This window comes from Vibrio sp. YT-18 (assembly GCF_033337345.1).
GTDB lineage: Bacteria > Pseudomonadota > Gammaproteobacteria > Enterobacterales > Vibrionaceae > Vibrio > Vibrio alginolyticus.
This window is the reverse complement of record NZ_JAWOQO010000019.1, coordinates 29,953-52,088: the sequence shown is the minus strand read 5'-3', so window position 1 is coordinate 52,088 and position 22,136 is coordinate 29,953. Positions and strand designations below refer to the sequence as shown.

The following is a 22,136-nucleotide window of genomic DNA, read 5'->3' as shown; positions in this document are numbered from 1 at the left end:
GCTAAGCCTCCATTGTACATCAATTAAAATTGGGAATTAGCACGGTATTTTAGCACAATTAATGCACATCGCGCCAATACTCTTTCTTGAGCATCACGACAACGATGGTTAGAAGCACTAAGAAGCCCATTACCCACCAGCCTAGAGCGTGACGCTCAAGCTGCACTGGGTCACCTGAATAAACTAAGAAGTTAACGAGATCGCCAACCGCTTTGTCATATTCGCCTTCACTCAGCTCACCCGTGCCATCGGTTTCAGTACCAACAACAACTTGTACTTCTTCGCCATCTACGATTTTCGTATCGTAAATAGGCGTCGGGATGCCCTGTAGCTCTTCAAGCACATGCGGCATACCAACACTCGGGAAGACGATGTTGTTCACGCCGAATGGACGAGATGGATCAACATAGAAAGAGCGTAAGTAAGTGTATAACCAATCAGCACCACGAACTCGTGCAACCAACGTAAGATCTGGTGGTGGAGCACCAAACCAGTTTGCCGCTTGCTTCGGTGGCATAGCATTGACCATTAGATCACCGATTTTCGCTTCAGGATTGAAAATCAGGTTTTCTTTCATTAAGTCTGTTGGAATTTCCAAGTCTGTTGCTACACGCTCGTAACGCTGGTATTGCGTAGAGTGACAAGCAAAACAGTAGTTCATGAATAACTTCGCGCCGTTTTGTAGCGAAGCTTTATCCGTAAGGTCAACATTCGCTTTATCCAGCGGAACACTGGCCCCAGCTGCCATCGCTAGTGATGGCAACATAGCAAATAGAATTACAATCCACTTCTTCATTTGAATGTCACCCTCTCTGGTAATGGTTTGGTTGCTTCATTTTTGCTGTAGAAGAACAGCAACACAAAGAACATGAAGTAACACAAGCTAAAGATCTGAGATAGTAGTGTGTACGTTGGTGTCGCAGGTAACGCACCTAAAATACCCAGAGCGATAAAGGCGATGGTGAACTGTACAATATTCAATAGATGAAGTTTGCTACGGTAACGGTATGAACGAACTTTACAACGATCCAACCAAGGTAGAACAAACAGCACTGCAATTGACGCGCCCATTAGGATAACACCTAATAGTTTGTCTGGAACCGCACGTAAGATTGCGTAGAACGGCGTGAAGTACCATACCGGAGCAATATGCTCTGGTGTCTTCAGTGGGTTTGCAGCTTCAAAGTTAGGCGGCTCAAGGAAGTACCCACCCATTTCTGGGTTAAAGAACAGCACGTAACAGAAGAAGAACAAGAAACCAGCAACACCGACCAAGTCCTTAACCGTGCCGTACGGATGGAAAGGAATCGAATCAATGATGTCATATTTCTTCGTGTAGTAATCGTGGAACTTGAATTGCGTTTTGTAATCGTCGCCCATTGAGCCTTTTGGCAGCTTAGTTTCGATACCATCCGGGTTGTTTGAGCCTACTTCGTGCAGCGCCAATACGTGCAGAACAACAAGAAGAAGCAAAACGATAGGCAGTGCAATAACGTGTAGTGCAAAGAAACGGTTTAGCGTTGCACCAGAGATGATGTAGTCACCACGAATCCAAAGCGTTAGGTCATCACCGATAACAGGAATAGCACCAAACAGGGAAATGATTACCTGCGCACCCCAGTATGACATCTGACCCCATGGAAGTAGGTAACCCATGAACGCTTCAGCCATGAGAACTAAGAAGATCAACATACCGAAGATCCACAACAGTTCACGAGGTTTTTGGTATGAACCGTAGATCAAACCACGGAACATGTGAAGATACACAACAACGAAAAACGCTGACGCGCCAGTGGAATGCATGTAACGCAGAAGCCAACCGTACTCTACATCACGCATAATGTATTCGATGGACGCAAATGCACCGTCACCTGAAGGAACATAGTTCATCGTTAGCCAAATACCCGTTAGGATTTGGTTAACAAGAACCAGCATCGCCAGAGAACCGAAAAGGTACCAAAAGTTGAAGTTCTTAGGCATTGGGTATTCAGACAAATGCTTTTTATAAGCATTCATTGCAGGAATACGCTTTTCAACCCAATCTAACATTGCTTGCATTATGCATCTCCCTCATCAACACCCACAATGAGCTTGGTATCGCTCAAATACATGTGCTTAGGAACGACAAGGTTCAACGGAGCAGGTACTCCTTGGAACACTCGACCAGCCATGTCGAACTTAGAACCATGACAAGGACAGAAGAAGCCAGATCTTACGCCCTGCACCTGCTCTGAGAAAGAGTCAGGTAGATAGGTTGGTGAACAACCTAAGTGGGTACAGAAACCAACTGCGACGAAAAACTCTTCCTTAATCGAACGAAACTCATTCTGAGCGTACTCAGGCTGCTGCTCCATTTCAGATTGTGGATCGCGAAGCTTATCACCGATCGATTTTAAGTTATCCAGAACGCTTTGAGTGCGGCGAACAATCCATACAGGTTTTCCCTGCCACTCAACACGAACCAGCTGACCTGGTTCAATTTTACTTATATCCACTTCCACCGGTGCGCCCGCCGCTTTGGCTTTAGCACTCGGATTCCATGATTTGATAAAAGGCACGGCGACGGCGACTGCCCCTAACCCACCAACAACTGCCGTTGTAGCGGTTAGAAAACGCCTGCGACCGTTATTTAAAGGCGCGTTGCTCATCCAAACATTCTCCCATTTGCTCCCTTTGGATCGTTATTATTCCGCTTATAAGAGCATGGCTAACAAATAATGAATTTAGTTCTATTTATTGGAGGGAAATGATAAAGAAAACCCTACTTTTTGACAAGATAAAGCTACCTTTTTGTAACATTTGTGAGGCAAATCGCTCGCGTCGTCACAAAAGCGGCAGAATTATAAAAAATTGATGTGATTTGTAACAAGAAAGCACCACATAGAAGCCCCGCTGAAAGCGGATAAAACCTTTTATCTTGGTAGTTTTCAGTTAATTACACAGAGAAATATTTCGTATTACGCGTTCAGCTTGCTGTGTTTATATTTTCAATTTTGTAGCACGCAGAATGCTCAAAAAGGAGCGTAAGTCATTTTAAAACATGTTACAGGGAGAATAAGATACAAAGACATTCTTGCTGATGAATACATCTATGCTGCATCGCAAGAGAAAGCGTGGTGAGTCGCGATTAAATAAGGCACACATATAAAACGGCACTGACAACCTTTCGACGAAGAGGACGAATAAGAAGGCCTGCTCGGAGTGTGATGATAAGTGAAGGCTGTTCGTTGCTTGAAGACAAGTATGATGTCTTTAAATACAAAAAAGCCCGGCATAGAGCCGAGCTTTTGGTACACAGTTTCCAGAGTAACTCTGAAAGCATAATTCCCGATAAGAGGAAATTAACGCTTAGAGAACTGTGGACGACGACGTGCTTTACGTAGACCAACTTTCTTACGTTCAACGCAACGAGCGTCACGAGTAACGTAGCCAGCTGCGCGTAGAGCAGGACGTAGAGACTCATCGTATTCCATAAGCGCGCGAGTGATACCGTGACGGATAGCACCAGCTTGACCAGAAATACCGCCGCCTTTAACTGTTACGTAAAGGTCTAGCTTTTCAGTTAGTTCAACTAGCTCTAGAGGTTGTTGTACAACCATACGTGCTGTTGGACGACCGAAGTATTCGTCAAGGTTACGCTTGTTTACTACAATGTTACCGCTGCCTGGTTTAATGAAAACACGTGCAGCTGAGCTTTTGCGACGGCCAGTGCCGTAGTATTGATTCTCTGCCATTTTCGAAATCCCCAATTAGATGTCTAGTACTTGTGGTTGTTGAGCAACATGGTTGTGCTCAGCGCCCGCGTAAACTTTTAGCTTACGGTACATAGCACGGCCTAGAGGACCACGTGGAAGCATGCCTTTAACTGCAAGCTCAAGAGCCATCTCAGGTTTACGATCGATCAACTTTTCAAAAGTGATAGATTTTAGACCACCTGGGAATTCAGAGTGACGGTAGTACACTTTGTTCTTAGCTTTGTTACCAGTTACAGCAACTTTCTCAGCGTTGATAACGATGATGTAATCACCAGTGTCAACGTGAGGAGTGTATTCAGCTTTATGTTTGCCACGTAGGCGAGATGCAATTTCACTTGCTAGACGGCCAAGAGTTTTACCTTCAGCGTCTACAACGTACCAGTCGCGTTTTACAGTTTCTGGTTTAGCAACGAAAGTTTTCATGCTAACAATAACCCGTTAATTAAATTTTAAACTTTAAAGGAACACCCAATAGTGCTCCCACACTGTCTAAGAGCCCAGTCATCACCCCTTCGAGTCGTTGGTACTCTCGACCTTCAATTTCGAAATAACTTCGATAATCAGGTCTGCAGTAACGGTGGGTCGCAGGATTATAGAGAAGAGCGAAGAAAAAATCACCTTTTTTTGCGCCAAATCACTAATTTTTTCTTCACTTTTTTAAGAACCCATTGGATCTAGGCCAAATGTTCACGCGCGAGATACTCATGACTTTGCATCTCAGTAAGCCGAGACAAACAGCGCTTAAATTCGAACTCTAACTGCCCGTCAGTATATAAATCGGCCATTGGCACTTCAGCAGAAATAATCAACTTAACATTGCGCTCGTAAAACTCATCGACCAGCGCGATAAAGCGTCTCGCCGCATCATCTATTTTTCGGTTCATTTGTTGAACATCTGCCAGTAATACCGTGTGGTAAATACGAGACAATTCAATGTAGTCATTTTGACTGCGAGCAGTTTGACACAACTGAGCAAACGACGCATGCAGCACCCCGTCGCTTGCTTCAATCACCGCTAGTTGACGGTGGTTAACTTCGATTTGATGAGCAACAAACTGACGCTCTCCAGTCAGCTGCTGATAATATTTGTTAAGGTTTATGCTAGCCTGCTCATCAAGCGGGTAATGGTATATTTCAGCCTGTTCTAACGTTCTTAAGCGATAATCAACGCCACTATCGACATTCAACACTTCACAACGTGCCAAAATCATATCGATCGCGGGCAAAAAGCGCGCTCTTTGCAAACCGTTACGATATAAGTTCTGCGGCTCGATGTTTGAAGTCGCGACTAGGATCATCTGCCGCTTGAACATTTCTTGAAGTAACGTTGCAAGGATCATCGCATCAGTAATGTCGGAAACAAAAAATTCATCAAAGCAAACCACATCTGCTTCTTCTTTAAATTTATCCGCCACTTTTGATAGAGGATTTTCGACATCACCTAACAGCTTCAACTCATCATGTACTCGATACATAAATCGATGGAAGTGGACGCGCATTTTTCTTTGGGTCGGTAAAGCATCAAAAAATGCGTCCATAAGGTAGGTTTTACCGCGACCTACCCCACCCCAAAAGTAAAGGCCTTTTGGTGGTTCAGGCTTGTCGATTTTTTTCCCCATTAGCTTTTGCCATTTGGAAAGCTGAGGCACAGGCGCTGACTGAAATTCAACGATAGCATGGTAAAGCTTGTCTAATGCAACGACCGCTTGATACTGAGCTTCATCACGCTGAAACCCGTGTTCTGCTATGTCTTTTTGATATTGTTGTAGTGGTGTCATCGTATTAAGTCGTATAAAGGTATAGAGAAAAGGGTTACCTCGGGGTCAACTTTGAGAATAGAGAGAAGTAGTTATCAGTCCCCGAAGACATACTGCTATTTTTCTTTATCGGCTGTTCAAGCCATAGTAACATGGACGAGCACCGCGTGTAACTAAGTAGTAAAAGACTTGTTAAAACAACTATAAGGAGCAGTTATGCCTTGGATTTATGCCATTGTGGGTTTGCTGGTCGGTACAATCGTAGGCGTAGTCATTAGTAGACTAACCACCCCTGAATACAAGAAACAAAAGTCTGTGCAGAAAGAACTTGAAGCGGCCAAGTTTGAATTAGAGCAACAACGTCAAGAGCTCGTCGATCATTTTGCACAAACCGCAGAAATGTTGGACACCCTAGGTAAAGATTACACCAAGCTATACCAACATATGGCCAAGACCTCTTCTGAGCTTTTGCCAAACTTACCAGAACAAGACAACCCGTTTGATAAGAAAACGGCAATGTCATCTGAAACCATTGCAGAAGATCAACCAGAGTTTAACGAACAACCAAAAGACTACGCTAATGGCGCCACCGGTCTTTTGAAGGATCAAGAGAAAGAAATCATTAATGCTCCCGAAGCGGTAACCGCAAAAGCATCATAATTCTCTCTTACTTCTATCTAGGGCCGATACATTTGTATCGGCCCTTTTTTGAACTTTTTCACCTCACCTTCGCTCTAACTTGGATGTGCACTGCCTCCCCTTTTGATTGTCCGAACTAGACCCTATATTAGTTATTAACAAAGTGAACTAACCGTTCGGATATTTCTTTTTGGCAGACATGTTTCAAGAGGAGTTATTGGATGAAAAAACCACTGCTTGCGCTCACCGTTCTATCTCTGAGTTTGGGGTCGATTATTGCCCCAGTTCAAGCCACTGCCGCATTACCTTTGAATGTGGATGGCCAACAGTTACCTAGCTTGGCACCAATGCTTGAGAAGGTGACCCCAGCTGTTGTGAGTATTGCTGTAGAAGGTAAACAAGTACAAACCAGTCGCATTCCCGAGCAATTTCAATTTTTCTTTGGCCCAGACTTTCCTATGGAACAAAGGCGAGAGCGCCCGTTCAGAGGTTTAGGGTCTGGTGTCATTATTGATGCGAAGAAAGGCCATATTGTCACTAACTACCATGTGATCAAGGGCGCAGATGAGATTCGAGTTCGCCTCTTTGACGGGCGCGAGTATGACGCTACTCTCGTTGGCGGTGATGAAATGGCCGATGTTGCGTTACTTAAATTAGAGAAAGCGAAAAACTTAACGCAGATTAAAGTCGCGGATTCCGACAAACTGCGTGTCGGTGACTTTACGGTTGCGATTGGTAACCCATTTGGACTCGGTCAAACTGTGACTTCGGGTATTGTTTCAGCCCTTGGTCGTAGCGGCTTAAACGTTGAAAACTTCGAAAACTTCATCCAAACCGATGCCGCAATTAACAGCGGTAACTCTGGTGGTGCATTGGTCAACCTTAATGGTGAGCTGATCGGTATTAATACTGCAATTTTAGGCCCTAACGGCGGTAACGTAGGTATTGGTTTTGCGATTCCATCAAACATGATGAAAAACCTCACTGATCAAATTCTAGAGTTTGGTGAAGTCAAACGCGGCATGTTGGGTGTGCAAGGTGGCGAAGTAACCTCTGAGCTAGCTGATGCATTGGGTTACGAGTCAAGTAAAGGTGCCTTTATTGGTCAAGTCGTACCGGACAGCGCAGCCGATAAAGCAGGATTAAAAGCCGGTGACGTAATTGTATCGGTGAACGGCAAAGCGATTAATACTTTCTCAGAGCTCCGCGCAAAAGTGGCAACACTGGGCGCAGGTAAAGAAATCACATTAGGTGTGGTTCGAGATGGTAAGAATAAAACCTTTGATGTAACGCTTGGCGAATCTACGAATATGAAAGCTAAAGCGGAGACATTACATGAGGGACTCAAAGGGGCGGAATTAAGCAATACAACACCAAGTGATGTAATCCAAGGTGTTAAAGTATCGAGCGTTGCAGATAACTCTCCGGCTGCTCAATATCAATTACAACAAGGTGACATTATTATCGGTGTGAACCGTCAACGAGTGAAAAACCTTGCCGAGCTTCGTACAATCGTAGAGAAACACAAAGGTGTACTGGCTCTTAATATTCAACGTGGTGAGCGTACTATTTATCTTGTCATTCGTTAACCACTTTCAAAGTGATAGAAAATAAGGTTTTCGATGCATAGTACTGAGTGATAAGGCTCGATCACTTTTCCTTATCGCTCAATAACTAATGAAAAGGGCAGCGCGATGACGTGCTGCCCTTTTGTTATTTTTCAATGTAATGCTATTCTTCATCTTCGATGCCATTTTGGCGCTCACGCATGGAGAGGATATGCTCAGCTTTTTATTACGTTCTGTCTTTTTAGGCTTGGCTACTGCCGCAGTGGTATTACTGGCGGTTCCATCTTTGCGCAACAACGTAATTCCTGCCGCGCTTGATCCTCAACCTGTTAATATCGCATCAGTCGAATTGACGTTTAATCAAGCGGTCCGAAGAGCAGCGCCTGCAGTGGTAAACATCTACAGCCGTAAGTATGTTGAGAATGATCGCAGTAAACTCTCGACTCAAGGTCTGGGGTCAGGTGTCATTGTTAGTGAGAAAGGCTACATCATTACTAACTATCATGTGGTTGCTCAAGCTGATCAAATTGTTGTGGCATTACAAGACGGCAGAGCCGCAGCGGCTCAGCTCGTAGGGACAGACAAACGTACTGATATAGCCGTGCTGCGTGTCGAAGGTTCGAATTTGCCCGTAATCCCTCTGAACTCTAATTACAAACCACAAGTGGGCGACGTAGTACTAGCCATCGGTAACCCATACAACCTTGGACAAACCACAACGTTCGGCATTATTTCTGCCACAGGTCGTTCATCTATTAGCGACGGTCGTCAAGCATTCATTCAAACCGATGCCGCCATCAATGAAGGTAACTCTGGTGGAGCCCTAGTGAACACACAAGGCGAGCTCGTCGGCATTAACACCGCCTCTTTTCAGCAAGCGACAGACTTAGAAACTTACGGTATTTCTTTTGCGATCCCTGCGCCGCTAGCGAGTAAGATCATGCAGAAAATCATCGCTGATGGCCGCGTGATTCGTGGTTATATTGGAATCGACGGCCAAGACATTAATGCGGTCACTGCTCGCCTACTTGGAAATGAACACATAGGTGGTATTGTCGTACTTGGTATTGATCCAAATGGTCCAGCCAGTGCGGCAGGCTTCCAAAAGCAGGACATCATTATCAGCATTGATGGCAATAAAGTGCAAGGGCGTCAGAGCGTTATGGATATCGTCACCGATTTACGTCCTGGCACCACCGTGGACGTCGGTATCATTCGCAAAGGAAAAGAGGTGACCTTGAAAGTCACCATTGCCGAAGACAAGCAAGAAGCATAAAAAATCCCAGCCATTGGCTGGGATTTTTATTTGTGCGTTACTCGCTATCGCTCGGTGTTTCCGTCGTATCGGAATCATCTAGCTCAACATCAATGCGAGTGACTCGCTGCAAACCTCTCGGTAATAACCCACCTCGGCGACCACGTTCGCCACGGAAGTTATCAAGATCAGACGGTTTAAGACCCAACTTTCGCTTACCCGCGTACAGCGTTAACGATGCACCTTTTGGTAAAGACATTAAGTGAGATAGTACTTCTTCTCGCTCTTTTGCTTTAGCAGCAGGAATGTTGATGATCTTATTCCCTTTACCTTTCGCCAGTTGTGGCAAGTCTTTGATTGGGAACAGCAGCATGCGACCTTGGTTAGTGATTGCTAAGATTTCATCAGAGTCTAAATCTTCAATCTCTTTTGGCGTCATGATCTCAGAGTTGGCAGGTAAAGTGACGAGCGCTTTACCACTGCGGTTTTTAGACAGCAAGTCCGCGCCTTTACATACAAAGCCGTAACCTGCATCTGAGCCCACCAGCCACAGCTGCTCTTCTTCACTCATGATGACTTGGCGAATACTGCTACCAGCCGTAATATTCAAGCGACCGGTAATCGGCTCACCTTGACTACGAGCAGAAGGCAGTGAGTGCGATTCCAGAGAGTAACTTCGACCGTCACTACCTAGGAATACCGCAGGCTGATTACTCTTACCTCGAGCATGCGCTAAATACTTATCACCCGACTTATAGTTTAAGCCTTCGGCATCCACGTCATGGCCTTTCGCGTGACGAATCCAACCTTTCTCAGAAAGCACAACCGTGATTGGCTCACTTGGTACGAGGTCACGTTCAGTCAGCGCTTTTGCTTCTGCACGCTCAACCATTGGAGAGCGACGGTCATCACCGTATTTCTCTGCGTCTGCTTTGATTTCTTTTTTCAGTAGTGTGTTCAGACGACGCTCAGAACCGAGTAGCTGTTCTAGCTTCTCACGCTCTTTCTCTAGCTCGTCTTGCTCACCACGGATCTTCATCTCTTCTAGTTTTGCTAGATGACGAAGTTTGGTATCTAAAATTGCATCCGCTTGGATATCGGTAATACCAAAGCGTTCCATCAGCACCGCTTTTGGATCGTCTTCAGTACGGATGATCTCAATCACTTCATCTAGGTTGAGGTAAGCAACCAACAAACCTTCCAAGATGTGTAGACGAGCCATTACTTTGTCTAGGCGATGTTGTAGACGACGACGCACAGTCGTACGACGGAACTCGATCCACTCAGACAGAATTTGCACCAGACCTTTAACTTGAGGACGGTTATCCAAACCAATCATGTTCAAGTTAACGCGGTAACTGCGCTCAAGATCCGTTGATGCGAACAAGTGGTTCATCAACAAGTCACAATCGACGCGGTTTGACTTAGGCACCACAACGATACGCGTTGGGTTCTCGTGATCCGATTCGTCACGAAGATCGTCAACCATTGGCAGCTTCTTCGCACGCATCTGGTTAGCGATTTGCTCAAGCAGTTTGGCACCCGATACTTGGTGAGGCAAAGAAGTGATAACAATATCAGAACCTTCTTTATGCCAAACCGCGCGCATTTTGATGCTGCCACGACCGTTGCGGTAAATCTTCTCGATATCCGCTTGCGGCGAGATGATTTCTGCTTCTGTTGGGTAATCCGGACCTTTGACATACTGCATCACGTCCGGCAGTTCTGCTTTCGGGTTGTCGATCAAATGAATAGTCGCATCTGCGATTTCACGAACGTTGTGCGGTGGGATGTCTGTTGCCATACCAACGGCAATGCCGGTTACACCGTTAAGCAGGATGTGAGGCAGACGTGCTGGCAACATTTGTGGCTCTTTCATTGTGCCATCAAAGTTAGGTTGCCATTCAACCGTGCCCTGGCCAAGTTCGCCAAGCAATACTTCAGCAAACTTAGACAGTTTTGCTTCGGTATAACGCATTGCCGCAAATGATTTCGGATCATCTGGCGCACCCCAGTTACCTTGACCATCCACTAATGGATAGCGGTAAGAGAATGGCTGAGCCATCAATACCATCGCTTCGTAACACGCTGAATCACCGTGCGGATGGTATTTACCTAGCACGTCACCAACGGTACGTGCAGATTTTTTGTATTTTGCTGATGCAGAGAGACCAAGCTCTGACATCGCATAAATGATGCGTCGTTGAACCGGCTTTAAGCCATCACCAATGTATGGCAAGGCGCGGTCCATGATTACGTACATCGAGTAGTTCAGATAAGCGTCTTCAGTGAACTTGCGCATTGGCAATTGTTCGACGCCATCGTAGGTAATTTCTGTAGACATCCGTTACACCTCTGCCAAGTCGCCGTTGTTTTGTAGCCAAGAACGACGGTCATCTGCACGCTTTTTACCTAGCAGCATGTCCATCATTTCCATGGTCGCCGTAGAGTCGTCAATGGTTAACTGCACTAAGCGACGCGTGTTCGGATCCATGGTGGTTTCACGCAACTGAAGTGGGTTCATCTCACCCAGACCTTTGAATCGTTGCACGTTGATTTTGGCTTTCTTCTTCGACAAGCGCTCTAAAATGCCATCTTTTTCATCATCATCGAGGGCGTAGAACACTTCTTTCCCGCAGTCGATTCGATACAGAGGCGGCATCGCCACATAGATATGACCCGCTTCCACTAGTGCGCGGAAGTGACGAGTAAATAGAGCACAAAGCAGCGTTGCGATGTGAAGACCATCCGAGTCCGCATCGGCAAGGATACAGATCTTACCGTAACGAAGACTCTCGAGGTTGTCGCTATCTGGGTCAATACCCAAAGCAACAGAGATATCGTGTACTTCTTGAGACGCAAGAACTTGATCGGCAGAGACTTCCCACGTGTTCAAGATCTTACCACGCAGTGGCATCACGGCTTGGAATTCACGGTCACGTGCCTGTTTTGCCGAGCCACCCGCAGAGTCACCCTCCACAAAGAAGATTTCCGTGCGACTTAAGTCCTGTGCAGAACAGTCGGTCAACTTGCCTGGCAATGCCGGGCCGGATGCCACTTTCTTACGTACGACTTTTTTCGCCGCTCGCATACGACGGTGCGCGTTAGCGATACAGACTTCTGCCAATTGCTCTGCGAGCTGAGGCTTTTCGTTCAACCAAAGACTGAACGCATCTTTTACAACGCCAGAGACAAATGCCGCGGTTTGACGAGAAGAGAGACGTTCCTTGGTCTGGCCTGCAAATTGTGGATCTTGAATTTTAACCGACAGCACGTAAGAACAGCGGTCGAAAACGTCATCACCCGTTAGCTTCACACCACGAGGTAATAGATTACGGAACTCACAGAATTCGCGCATCGCTTCCAACAAGCCTTGGCGTAAACCATTAACGTGCGTACCACCTTGAGCGGTTGGGATCAGGTTAACGTAGCTTTCGGTGATCATCTCACCGCCTTCTGGCTGCCAAATTACCGCCCAGTTTGCCGCTTCAGTATCCGCCAAGAACTCACCAGTAAATGGTTCTTCAGGAATAACTGGATAGCCTTTTACACCTTCCGCAAGATAGTCTTTCAAACCATCTTCGTAGTACCACTTATAGTCTTTGTCATTAACTTTGTCGGTTAATGTGATTTCTAAGCCCGGACACAAAACCGCTTTTGCGCGCAGGTTGTTGACTAATCGCGTCACAGAGAAGTTAGCCGAATCGAAGTACTTCGCATCAGGCCAGAAATGTACGCTGGTACCGCGATTGCGACGACCACATGTGCCAGTTACGGTCAGATCAGACACTTTCTCGCCGTGTTCAAATGCAATTTCATACACTTGACCATCACGACGAACTGTTACTTCAACGCGTTTTGACAACGCGTTTACTACAGATATACCTACCCCGTGCAAACCACCAGAGAATTGGTAGTTTTTGTTAGAGAACTTACCACCCGCATGTAGCTTACATAGAATTAGCTCTACGCCTGATACTTTCTCTTCTGGGTGGATATCAACAGGCATGCCTCGACCATCATCGATCACTTCGAGTGATTGGTCAGCATGTAGGATGACTTGTACTTTTGAGGCATGTCCGGCTAGCGCTTCATCGACACTGTTGTCGATAACTTCTTGGCCCAAATGGTTTGGGCGCGCTGTATCCGTATACATCCCTGGTCGGCGACGTACTGGCTCTAAGCCATTCAGTACTTCAATGGCACCAGCATTATATTGTTCAGTCATAATACGGAATTATTCTCAAAGTTTACTTGTTGCCTGAGTATCACCAATGGGCGTACCCATACTCAGGAAACGAAAAAGCCACCCTGTTCACATCACTAAGAGTTTGTAAACATGATGCATAACAAAGTAGCCAGGGTCCTCGACCCTTAAGATCTTTTGGCAAAACATAGTCGGAAAGCATACCGCCCATGTCAAGAAACGGTTGGATATATCAATAAAAACTATGAGCCTTTTCCAATCGCTTTCGAATTACAGTTCTAGAAATTCGATAATCTGTGCAGGATAACGCTCAAAGCCTACAAAACTGTGATCACCGCCTTGTTCTACTGTTTGCTTAGCGTCTGCAAACTTATCTACCGCTTGTCGATAGTCTAAAACCTCATCTTCTGTTTGTTGCAATAACCAAAAAGAATGTGGCGACGCGATGCTTTGTACATCAAGAGCTTTTAACTCGTCAATATGACAAGCTTCAAGTGTATAGGTTTCATGCGTATATGGGTTAGTTTGCTTACCCAAATAATCTACTAGCAACTCATAAGGCTTGACTGCGGGGTTAACCACTACCGCTTTAAACCCAAACTTGTCATTTAGCCACGTTGACATAAAACCGCCTAATGAGCTGCCCACTAGACCAATTTTATAGTCATCTTTATATTGCTCGATAATATCCAACAACATTTTCGCCGCTTGCTGAGGATAACAAGGTAACTGGGGAACAATCACCTTGATATCAGACCTATGTTGCTCGCAGTAGGCTCTCATCACATTCGCTTTCATGGAGAGTGGAGAGCTATTAAAGCCATGGATATAGAGAAGAAGTGAAGGTTTACTCATAGATATCTCGCACAAAAAAGCGAGCCCGAACAGAGAGCTCGGGCGCGTTAGTAGCCGTTAGAAGAGAAGTCTGGTTGGAACTGGCCATCAGGAAGCCGACCTACTTGGGTCGTAATATCGCCACAAGCGTGTAGTTGCAGCTCCCGCCAACCAGGCGAAGTGGTATCAAGGGCAAAATCATCCGAGTTAGGCTTAAACTGAACACAAGTTGAGGGTGTTGCCATCACTCGAATGCCCTTGTAAAGCACATTCATATCTTGATGAACATGACCACAGAGAATGCCTTTCACGTTATCAAAACGCTCGACAACCTGCCAAAACGCTTCGGCATCTTTTAAAGTATGTTGATCAAGCCACGCGCTTCCGACCAGTAACGGGTGATGATGCAACAAAACAAGTGTGTGTCTTTCTGGGTGTTCGGCTAGCTTTTCTTCGAGTAGCGTTAATTGCTGATCACTCAAGCGCCCATGAGGAACGCCAACAACTTGCGAGTCTAAAAGAATTAACTGCCAATGCTCGCCAAGCAACACATGCTCTGCGGCTTTGATTTGTGGCGAAGGCAAAACACTGCCCATATTAGGCTTGTAATCATGATTACCAGGTAGCCAAAAGCAGTCTTTCTCTAGCGGTTCAATGCCGTTGGCAAAGCGCTGATAAGATTCTGCACTATGGTCTTGGGAAATATCGCCTGTCGCCAAGATGTAATCAAACGCCACGTTGCGGCGTAAAACATCAGCAACAACAGCATTAAAGCTATCGACTGTTTTTACGCTTAGCAAACTTCCCTCATCGGCAGCAAACAGATGAGTATCCGTAATTTGTAAAAGTTTGATGCTGTCACTAGATGATTGCAAAATGAAAACCTGATTCGTCCACTATATCGTTATTTGTTATTTTCCTTTAGTGAAGTGACGATCAATTGAAGGCAAGTGGTGTTCTACTGATACCACTTCGTAAACAAAACGTCAGCCATTCACCGAGGAATGTGTTTAATTGATGCTTTTCATCTTTCTGCATCAGTTGGTCATTGGGATAATCATACTTAGCTTTTATGCGAGAGAACTCTCCGCTTGAGCATACTTCGGCTACTCTCGCATCATGATAAAGCCTGACAGACATCGTCGGTAAAGGAAACACTGGCGTTTCATCACTCTGACATATCTCAACAACTGTGGTGTATTTTGTGATTTCATTCACGGTCAATTGGTAAACCATGTTCGCCGCTTGGTAGCAACGTACATCCCCAACTTCAGCAGAAGCAGGCAATAAGGCATTCAATTTAGCGTAGTTGGTCTCATACGTTCTCATAAGACCAGCTAAATCAACATGATATCTCTGTTTTTCAGCCAATTGTGCCATTACTCACTCTCCACCGTTTGGGATAGTCCCCATTCTGACTTTAACTCTTGATGGTGTAATTGCAGCCATTGCAACGCAATAATCGACGCACCATTTTCAAATTTTCCGTCCTTCACCCATTGATACGCCGTTTCACGACTCATGACATGAACTCGGATATCTTCATTCTCATAGTCTAAACCATGAATGCCGTGCGCTTTAGACGCATCCACTTCACCAACAAAGACGTCTAGCTTTTCCGAGCAACCACCAGCCGAAGGATAATAAGAAGTGACAGGTATAACGCGCCCCACCTGAATCCCCGCTTCTTCGACAGCCTCTCGACGAATTACGGCTTCAGCAGATTCATCGCGGTCAATCATACCGGCGACAATTTCTAGCTGCCAAGGGTGTTCATGTTCCAACGCGCCAATACGAATCTGTTCAATGATTACGACCTGGTCCGTCTTTGGATCATAAGGAAGCATCGCTGCTGCGTGACCACGCTCGAACATTTCTCGTTCGACAACTCCACTCCAACCACCAGCAAATAGCCTATGCTGAAAGCGGTATTTCACCATTTTGAAAAAACCTTCAAATAAGGTTTCTTTCGAGATGACTTTTACATCTCGCGAAGTAAAATCTTGTTGTTGTTTGTCACGCTGTTGCATTCAACACCTCTCTGAGTGAATCCTGTAGTTTACTCATTGTTATTCGCTTGCTCAAAGGACTTGGCTCAACTTTTTGTATAATAGTTACAAATTAATTTAAGTCTTTGCTAAAAATTTATTGCACAAGTGGATAATTACGTGTAAAAAAGTGCAAACTTTAGAGTAAATATCGTGCAAATTGAGTTAAACTACTGAGAATTAACCAATCTATGGACCGCGGGAATAGAAAATGAAAAAATTGCTTCCACTATTTATCAGTGCAGCGCTAGGTAGCATGAGTACGTCTGCGTTCGCAGACTCTTTGGCTGAAATCTACGACTTGGCAAAACAAAATGATCCACAATTGCTCAGTGTAGCAGCACAACGTGACCAAGCTTTCGAAGCAATCACCTCAAGCCGTAGTGCTCTATTACCACAAATTAACCTTACTGCGGGTTACAATTTAACTCGTGGTGATACTGAATACGATTCAAATCTAATTAGCGACGTATCAAACGATGGCAACGCACTAACCGCTGGCGTTAGCTTTTCACAAGCACTTTACAACCGCGCATCTTGGATCTCTCTAGATACTGCTGAGAAAAGTGCTCGCCAAGCAGACGCAACTTACGCTGCGACGCAACAGGCACTGATTCTTCGCGTGTCACAAGCGTATTTTGAAGTTCTACGCGCACAAGATAATCTTGTTTTCGTACGTGCAGAAAAAGCCGCGGTTGGCCGTCAACTTGAGCAAACTAAACAGCGTTTTGAAGTAGGTTTGTCTGCAATCACTGACGTGCATGACGCACAAGCTCAGTACGACCAAGTGCTAGCGGACGAAGTGTTGGCAGAAAACGCGCTCACTAATAGCTACGAGTCACTGCGTGAAATTACAGGCCAAGAGCACAAAGATCTCAACATTTTGGACACTGGCCGCTTCACTGCTAGCCCATCGACCGTACCAGCTGAATCGCTCATTGATGAAGCAAAAACCAAAAACCTGACCTTGCTATCTTCACGTATTCTTCAAGACATTGCGCGTGACAATATTTCACTAGCAAGCTCTGGCCACCTACCAACGCTCTCTCTAGATGGTGGTTACAACTACGGTGATACTTCTCATAGCTCTCGTGATAACACGACAGACAACTTCAATATTGGTGTGAACCTTGCAGTACCGCTATACACAGGTGGTAACGTAACCTCTCAAACCAAACAGGCTGAATACGCGTACGTGGCAGCAAGCGAAGATCTTGAAGCACAGTACCGTAGCGTAGTAAAAGATGTTCGCGCACAAAACAACAACATTAACGCCTCTATCGGCGCATTACGTGCGTATGAGCAAGCGGTTATTTCTGCACGCTCTGCACTAGAAGCAACAGAAGCTGGCTTTGATGTAGGTACTCGTACTATCGTTGATGTACTGGACGCGACTCGTCGTCTATACGATGCGAACAAAAACCTATCGAACGCTCGTTACGACTACATTTTAAGTGTTCTTCAGCTACGCCAAGCCGTTGGTACGCTAAGCGAACAAGACATCTTGGATGTTGATGCAGGTTTGAAAGCGGCAAAATAACCGCGAACTGAATACTTCAGGCCTTAATAAATAAAAAAACGCCAGTTGAGTTATCAGCTGGCGTTTTTTATTACTTATAGTTCAGAGCCTATAAGTGTCTCTGAGCATCAAGTATCAAAAAGGCCGCACTTAGCGACCTTTATGAGCAAATAGCATTTCAATGCTAACAAACAGCAGGCTTAGCCCTTACCGCCTTTGATTGCATTAATGATTTCACTGGTCGAGCAGCCATCTTCAAAGTTCAATACACGAACTTCACCACCCGCCGCAATGACTTCTTTACCACCAGCAATCTCTTCTGGTTTGTAGTCACCGCCTTTTACTAGCAAGCTTGGTAGAACTTCTGAGATCAAACGCTGCGGCGTATCTTCACTAAATGGTACAACCCAATCCACAGCGCCCAAACCTGCCAACACCGCCATGCGGCGATCGGTTGGGTTTACCGGACGACCAGGGCCTTTAAGGCGTTTTACTGACTCATCGGTATTTACCGCAACGATTAAGCGATCGCCCAGTTCAGCAGCATGGTTTAAGTAAGACACATGCCCAGCGTGTAGAATATCAAAGCAGCCATTTGTCATAACGACTTTCTCGCCACGAGCTCGTGCTTTTTTTACCGCTTCGATCAGTGCTTTTTCTGAAATCACACCGTAATCCGTGTCTTGGCTGCCATGTACCGCTTCTGCTAATTCAATCTCAGAAAGCGTTGACGTGCCTAGTTTACCAACCACAACACCTGCCGCTGCGTTTGCTAATGCACACGCTTCTTCAAATGATTTGCCTGCGGCAACAGACGCTGCCAATACAGAGATAACCGTGTCGCCCGCACCTGTCACGTCGTACACTTCTTTCGCTTGAGTTGGAAGGTGGAACGGTTCCTGGCCACGACGAATCAAGGTCATTCCGTTTTCGCTGCGTGTCACCAAAAGCGCTTCAAATTCAAACTCTTCAACCAAAGCCAGTGCTTTCTCTACTAGCTCTTGGTCAGATTTCACTTTACCTACAACGTCTTCGAACTCTTTCATGTTTGGCGTAAGAAGTGTTGCGCCACGGTAGCGTTCAAAATCCGCACCTTTCGGGTCAATGAAAACCGGAATATTTGCTGCGCGCGCTTTTTGAATGTATGCCTGAACATGCTCTAACGAGCCTTTTGCGTAGTCAGACATAATCACGGCTTTAACGTTTGGCAGTGCGGCATCCATACGTGATAGCACAGGTGCAGAATCTGTGTTTTCAAACTTGTCTTCGAAGTCGAGACGAATAAGCTGTTGTCCACGGCTCATTACACGAAGCTTCGTAATCGTTGGGTAATCAGGCAGTGCAACGAAATCGCACTTCACATTGAGTGAGCTCAGCGTCTCCGTCAGCACTTTTGCAGGCTCATCTTCCCCAGTTAGACCAACAATGTGAGCATGGCCACCTAGTGATGCGATGTTCATCGCAACGTTCGCAGCACCACCAGGACGCTCTTCATTGTTTTCTACTTTTACAACAGGAACCGGCGCTTCAGGAGAAATGCGCCCGGTTGGGCCATACCAGTAACGATCTAGCATGACATCACCGATGATGAGCACACCAGCGCTGTTGTAATCAGGTAGAATTGGTTTCATTGTTGGTCTCCAAAAATTAAATCGAAGTGAGTTTATCACAGCCCTTATCGAGGCTAAATATATGGTCTTAACTGAACCACTGATTCCAAGCCTGTTTTACCCACTCCCTTTCGGCAACAAACTTATCTTCCACCACATCAGCGTCTAAATTGAGTAGATTTCGGCGGTGTATTTCGTTGCGCATTGTCGTGTAAGCACGTATCAACTGCATTGCTTGGTCTTCGTCCATAACATCTTGCGCAATGAGCGTTTCAAAGATGCGCACATTATCACACCAACGCGTCAATTTCGGCTTATCGTGACTATAGTTGAGCACTAGGTACTGAGCGAGAAATTCGATATCGGTAATCCCACCGACATCTTGCTTGAGCATAAAGCGGCCTGGCTTTTTCCCCCCAAGATGACCGCGCATTTTTTCTCTCATTTCGACAACGTCTTTTTTCAGTTCAGCTTGATCGCGTGCTTTGCACAGCACATCATGCCGCGTATTGTGAAATGCAATCGCCAGTGGTTCATCACCATAAATCATGCGCGCGCGGACAAGTGCTTGATGCTCCCATGTCCACGCGTCTTGATGTTGATAGTCGTCGAACGCGTCCGTTGGGCTAACCAACAAACCCGATGCACCGGACGGACGCAATCGGGTATCGACCTCGTATAAAATACCGGAAGCGGTGCGAGTGGAGAAAATATGAATGATACGCTGTGCTAAACGAAGGTAGAACTGACGACCATCAATCTCTTTTTTGCCGTCAGTGTAGACATTGACGGGGCAGTCATGCATGAAGACAATATCCAAATCGGAGTTATAGCCGAGCTCCCACCCTCCGACTTTACCATAACCAATTACAGCAAAGCCTTTACCTTCACGATCTTTCACATGCGTTGGCTCGCCGTACTTTTCAGACACTTGCAACCAAGCCTGACTGACCACCGCATCCACGATAGCTTCCGCTAAGTAAGTTAAATGGTCACTCACTTTCATCACTGGCAATGCGCCAGCAATATCTGCCGCTGCAATACGCAAAATACAAATTTGCTTAAACTGACGCAACGCTTCCATTTGCTGTTCCATATCATCTTCAGGAATACGTGCCAAATAATCACGCAGCTCTGTACGGTAACTGTCTAATGGAATGGGATTGTACAGCTGCGCAGGGTCGATCAACTCATCAAGCAAGATAGGATAACGAGACAGCTGCTCTGAAATCATTGGGCTTGCGGTACACAAACGTACGAGCTGCACCAGAGCCGCTGGATGCTCATCCAATAATTCCAAGTAAGTTGTGCGAGTGCAGATGTTGTGTAGCAAGTGAAGTACACGAGATAAACCAAACTGTGCATCAGGATGGGCAAAGACCGCATCAAACACTTTCGGCATCAAACGGTTGAGCACTTCGCGTCCACGTGGGCCTAACGTTTTTTTGGCCAGATCGGTTTTAAAGTTGATGATGGTTTTCGCGCATGAAGCAAAGTCTTCAATCTGAATATCCTGCTGCAAGATATGCTCAAGAACGTCTTGTTTGTCGGCCATATCCCATAGCTCATGAAAATGACGAGCAACAGTAGTCCCCTCGTCTTCTTCATCATCACCAATTAGTGATTCAAAAACTTGGTGAACATTTGCCATATGCTGCTGGGTTTGCTCAATTAATTGCTCCCAACAGCTCATTTTCATCGCAGTGGCGAGCTTTAAGCGTTCGGTTTCGCAATCAGGCAGCGTCTGGGTTTGCTTATCCGCCATTGCTTGCAACAAGTTTTCTAATTGACGCAAGTACTTGTATGCAGCTTCTAGATCGCTGACTTCTTTTGGAGTAAGCAATGCCAGTTCTTCAATGCCTTGCAGCGTTTCCAACAGCCCTCGATTACGCAAAGAAGGCTCTCGACCACCTCGAATCAATTGAAAAACTTGAGCGATAAATTCAATTTCTCGGATGCCACCCGCACCTAGCTTAATGTTGTTATTCAACCCTCGGCGGCGAACCTCGCTACTGATCATCGACTTCATTCGTCGCAAAGATTGAATCGCACTGAAATCAATATAACGACGAAAAACAAAAGGGCGCAGCATTTGGCGTAGCTCTTGATACTGCGGGTACATCTCACATCCCATCACCCGAGCTTTGATCATCGCGTAACGTTCCCAATCTCGCCCCTGTTCTTGGTAATAATCTTCAAGTGCGGCATAGCTCATTACCAAGGGGCCACTTTCTCCAAATGGGCGAAGTCGCATGTCGACGCGGTAGCAAAAACCATCGAAGGTTTGTTGGTCGAGCGCTTTGATGATGCGTTGACCAAGACGAGTAAAGAACTGGGCATTGGCAATGCTGCGGCGTGCGCCTTGGGTTTCGCCATTCTCTGGATACGTGAAAATTAGATCAATATCGGAAGAAAAGTTTAACTCGCCACCACCCAGTTTCCCCATGCCGATAATTAACATCGGCTGCACTTCACCGTCCTCACTTGTTGGCGTGCCCCACTCCTGACAACACACTTGATATTGCCATTGATAGGTTTCAAAAATCATCGCTTCTGCCAACTCAGATAAGTGGCTTAAAGACGTCTCTAGCGACCATGCATGCGTGAAATCCTTCCACGCAATGTACACCATTTCTCGGTTGCGAAACTGACGCAACACGCGATGACCAGACATCTCATCAGGACATTGTTCCAACAGTTCAGCAAGACGCGAGCGGTAAGACTCCTGACGACTTGGCTGCGCTAACATACTTGGCAACTCACGGGCTAGGACTTCATCGCGATGAATGGCTTCGGTTATAAATTGGCTTAAGCCCGCCACATAACGAAATTGCTGCGCAACCTCATCGGGCCAAAGGGGAAAATAACCTGCGTCTTGGGCGTTTTGTACGGCAGATTCAGCGATAGAAATCAGTGGCGAAGGCAGCTGCATTTTTCTTCCTTG

General features: G+C 45.8%; 18 protein-coding genes. 4 read left to right on the top strand and 14 right to left on the bottom strand.

The annotated features are described in order from the left end of the window. Nucleotides 1-58: 58 nt before the first annotated feature. From R7M72_RS20235 to zapE, 6 genes are all read right to left on the bottom strand, one after another. A complete protein-coding gene (locus R7M72_RS20235) occupies nucleotides 59-796 on the bottom strand; it encodes a cytochrome c1 (RefSeq protein ID WP_017633608.1) in 738 nt (245 codons plus the stop codon). Beyond that, nucleotides 793-2,058, bottom strand: a complete 1,266-nt coding sequence (locus R7M72_RS20230; RefSeq protein ID WP_005372880.1) for a cytochrome b — start codon at nucleotides 2,056-2,058, stop codon at nucleotides 793-795. Before R7M72_RS20230 ends, R7M72_RS20235 begins: the two co-directional genes overlap by 4 nt. Beyond that, entirely contained in the window at nucleotides 2,058-2,648 is a 591-nt protein-coding gene (gene petA, locus R7M72_RS20225; RefSeq protein WP_005372877.1) for a ubiquinol-cytochrome c reductase iron-sulfur subunit, read from the bottom strand. Before petA ends, R7M72_RS20230 begins: the two co-directional genes overlap by 1 nt. A 693-nt stretch (nucleotides 2,649-3,341) precedes the next feature. Then, the gene (rpsI, locus tag R7M72_RS20220) at nucleotides 3,342-3,734 is read right to left on the bottom strand and encodes a 30S ribosomal protein S9 (protein ID WP_005372876.1); all 393 of its coding nucleotides are present in this window, start codon (nucleotides 3,732-3,734) and stop codon (nucleotides 3,342-3,344) included. 15 nt (nucleotides 3,735-3,749) lie between these two features. Then, nucleotides 3,750-4,178 carry a 50S ribosomal protein L13 gene (gene rplM / locus R7M72_RS20215; RefSeq protein WP_005372872.1) on the bottom strand — a complete coding sequence of 143 codons (429 nt, stop codon included), beginning with the start codon at nucleotides 4,176-4,178 and terminating at the stop codon, nucleotides 3,750-3,752. Between the two features lie 251 nt (nucleotides 4,179-4,429). Next, complete coding sequence (zapE, locus tag R7M72_RS20210) at nucleotides 4,430-5,533, bottom strand: cell division protein ZapE (protein WP_005387411.1); 1,104 nt, start codon at nucleotides 5,531-5,533, stop codon at nucleotides 4,430-4,432. A gap of 195 nt (nucleotides 5,534-5,728) precedes the next feature. On the opposite strand from zapE, the gene zapG reads away from it, so the two are divergent. From zapG to degS, 3 genes are all read left to right on the top strand, one after another. After that, the gene (gene zapG, locus R7M72_RS20205) at nucleotides 5,729-6,172 is read left to right on the top strand and encodes a Z-ring associated protein ZapG (protein WP_005379861.1); all 444 of its coding nucleotides are present in this window, start codon (nucleotides 5,729-5,731) and stop codon (nucleotides 6,170-6,172) included. A 200-nt stretch (nucleotides 6,173-6,372) separates the two neighbouring features. After that, nucleotides 6,373-7,740, top strand: a complete 1,368-nt coding sequence (locus R7M72_RS20200; RefSeq protein WP_025768400.1) for a Do family serine endopeptidase — start codon at nucleotides 6,373-6,375, stop codon at nucleotides 7,738-7,740. A gap of 190 nt (nucleotides 7,741-7,930) precedes the next feature. Beyond that, on the top strand, nucleotides 7,931-8,995 hold the full coding sequence (gene degS / locus R7M72_RS20195; protein WP_170893681.1) for an outer membrane-stress sensor serine endopeptidase DegS: 1,065 nt from the start codon (nucleotides 7,931-7,933) through the stop codon (nucleotides 8,993-8,995). Nucleotides 8,996-9,032: 37 nt separating this feature from the next. On the opposite strand, the gene parC is transcribed toward degS, so the two are convergent. From parC to nudF, 6 genes are all read right to left on the bottom strand, one after another. Next, complete coding sequence (gene parC / locus R7M72_RS20190) at nucleotides 9,033-11,318, bottom strand: DNA topoisomerase IV subunit A (RefSeq protein ID WP_318056300.1); 2,286 nt, start codon at nucleotides 11,316-11,318, stop codon at nucleotides 9,033-9,035. Between the two features lie 3 nt (nucleotides 11,319-11,321). Next, a complete protein-coding gene (parE, locus tag R7M72_RS20185; RefSeq protein ID WP_005379872.1) occupies nucleotides 11,322-13,202 on the bottom strand; it encodes a DNA topoisomerase IV subunit B in 1,881 nt (626 codons plus the stop codon). A gap of 249 nt (nucleotides 13,203-13,451) precedes the next feature. Continuing rightward, nucleotides 13,452-14,036: an esterase YqiA gene (gene yqiA, locus R7M72_RS20180; RefSeq protein WP_005379875.1), complete on the bottom strand. Its 585-nt coding sequence runs from the start codon at nucleotides 14,034-14,036 to the stop codon at nucleotides 13,452-13,454. Nucleotides 14,037-14,083: 47 nt separating this feature from the next. Further along, complete coding sequence (gene cpdA / locus R7M72_RS20175) at nucleotides 14,084-14,890, bottom strand: 3',5'-cyclic-AMP phosphodiesterase (RefSeq protein ID WP_005379877.1); 807 nt, start codon at nucleotides 14,888-14,890, stop codon at nucleotides 14,084-14,086. A gap of 61 nt (nucleotides 14,891-14,951) precedes the next feature. Then, nucleotides 14,952-15,395 carry a DUF1249 family protein gene (locus R7M72_RS20170; protein WP_005379879.1) on the bottom strand — a complete coding sequence of 148 codons (444 nt, stop codon included), beginning with the start codon at nucleotides 15,393-15,395 and terminating at the stop codon, nucleotides 14,952-14,954. Continuing rightward, entirely contained in the window at nucleotides 15,395-16,045 is a 651-nt protein-coding gene (gene nudF, locus R7M72_RS20165; RefSeq protein WP_005379881.1) for an ADP-ribose diphosphatase, read from the bottom strand. The genes R7M72_RS20170 and nudF overlap by 1 nt, the downstream gene beginning before the upstream one ends. A gap of 229 nt (nucleotides 16,046-16,274) precedes the next feature. On the opposite strand from nudF, the gene tolC reads away from it, so the two are divergent. Next, nucleotides 16,275-17,603 carry an outer membrane channel protein TolC gene (gene tolC / locus R7M72_RS20160; protein WP_005379884.1) on the top strand — a complete coding sequence of 443 codons (1,329 nt, stop codon included), beginning with the start codon at nucleotides 16,275-16,277 and terminating at the stop codon, nucleotides 17,601-17,603. Nucleotides 17,604-17,782: 179 nt separating this feature from the next. Here the strand turns inward: tolC and hldE are convergent, their stop codons facing one another. Then, nucleotides 17,783-19,213 carry a bifunctional D-glycero-beta-D-manno-heptose-7-phosphate kinase/D-glycero-beta-D-manno-heptose 1-phosphate adenylyltransferase HldE gene (hldE, locus tag R7M72_RS20155; RefSeq protein ID WP_017633601.1) on the bottom strand — a complete coding sequence of 477 codons (1,431 nt, stop codon included), beginning with the start codon at nucleotides 19,211-19,213 and terminating at the stop codon, nucleotides 17,783-17,785. A 67-nt stretch (nucleotides 19,214-19,280) separates the two neighbouring features. Beyond that, entirely contained in the window at nucleotides 19,281-22,124 is a 2,844-nt protein-coding gene (glnE, locus tag R7M72_RS20150) for a bifunctional [glutamate--ammonia ligase]-adenylyl-L-tyrosine phosphorylase/[glutamate--ammonia-ligase] adenylyltransferase (protein ID WP_213906126.1), read from the bottom strand. Nucleotides 22,125-22,136: the final 12 nt, after the last annotated feature.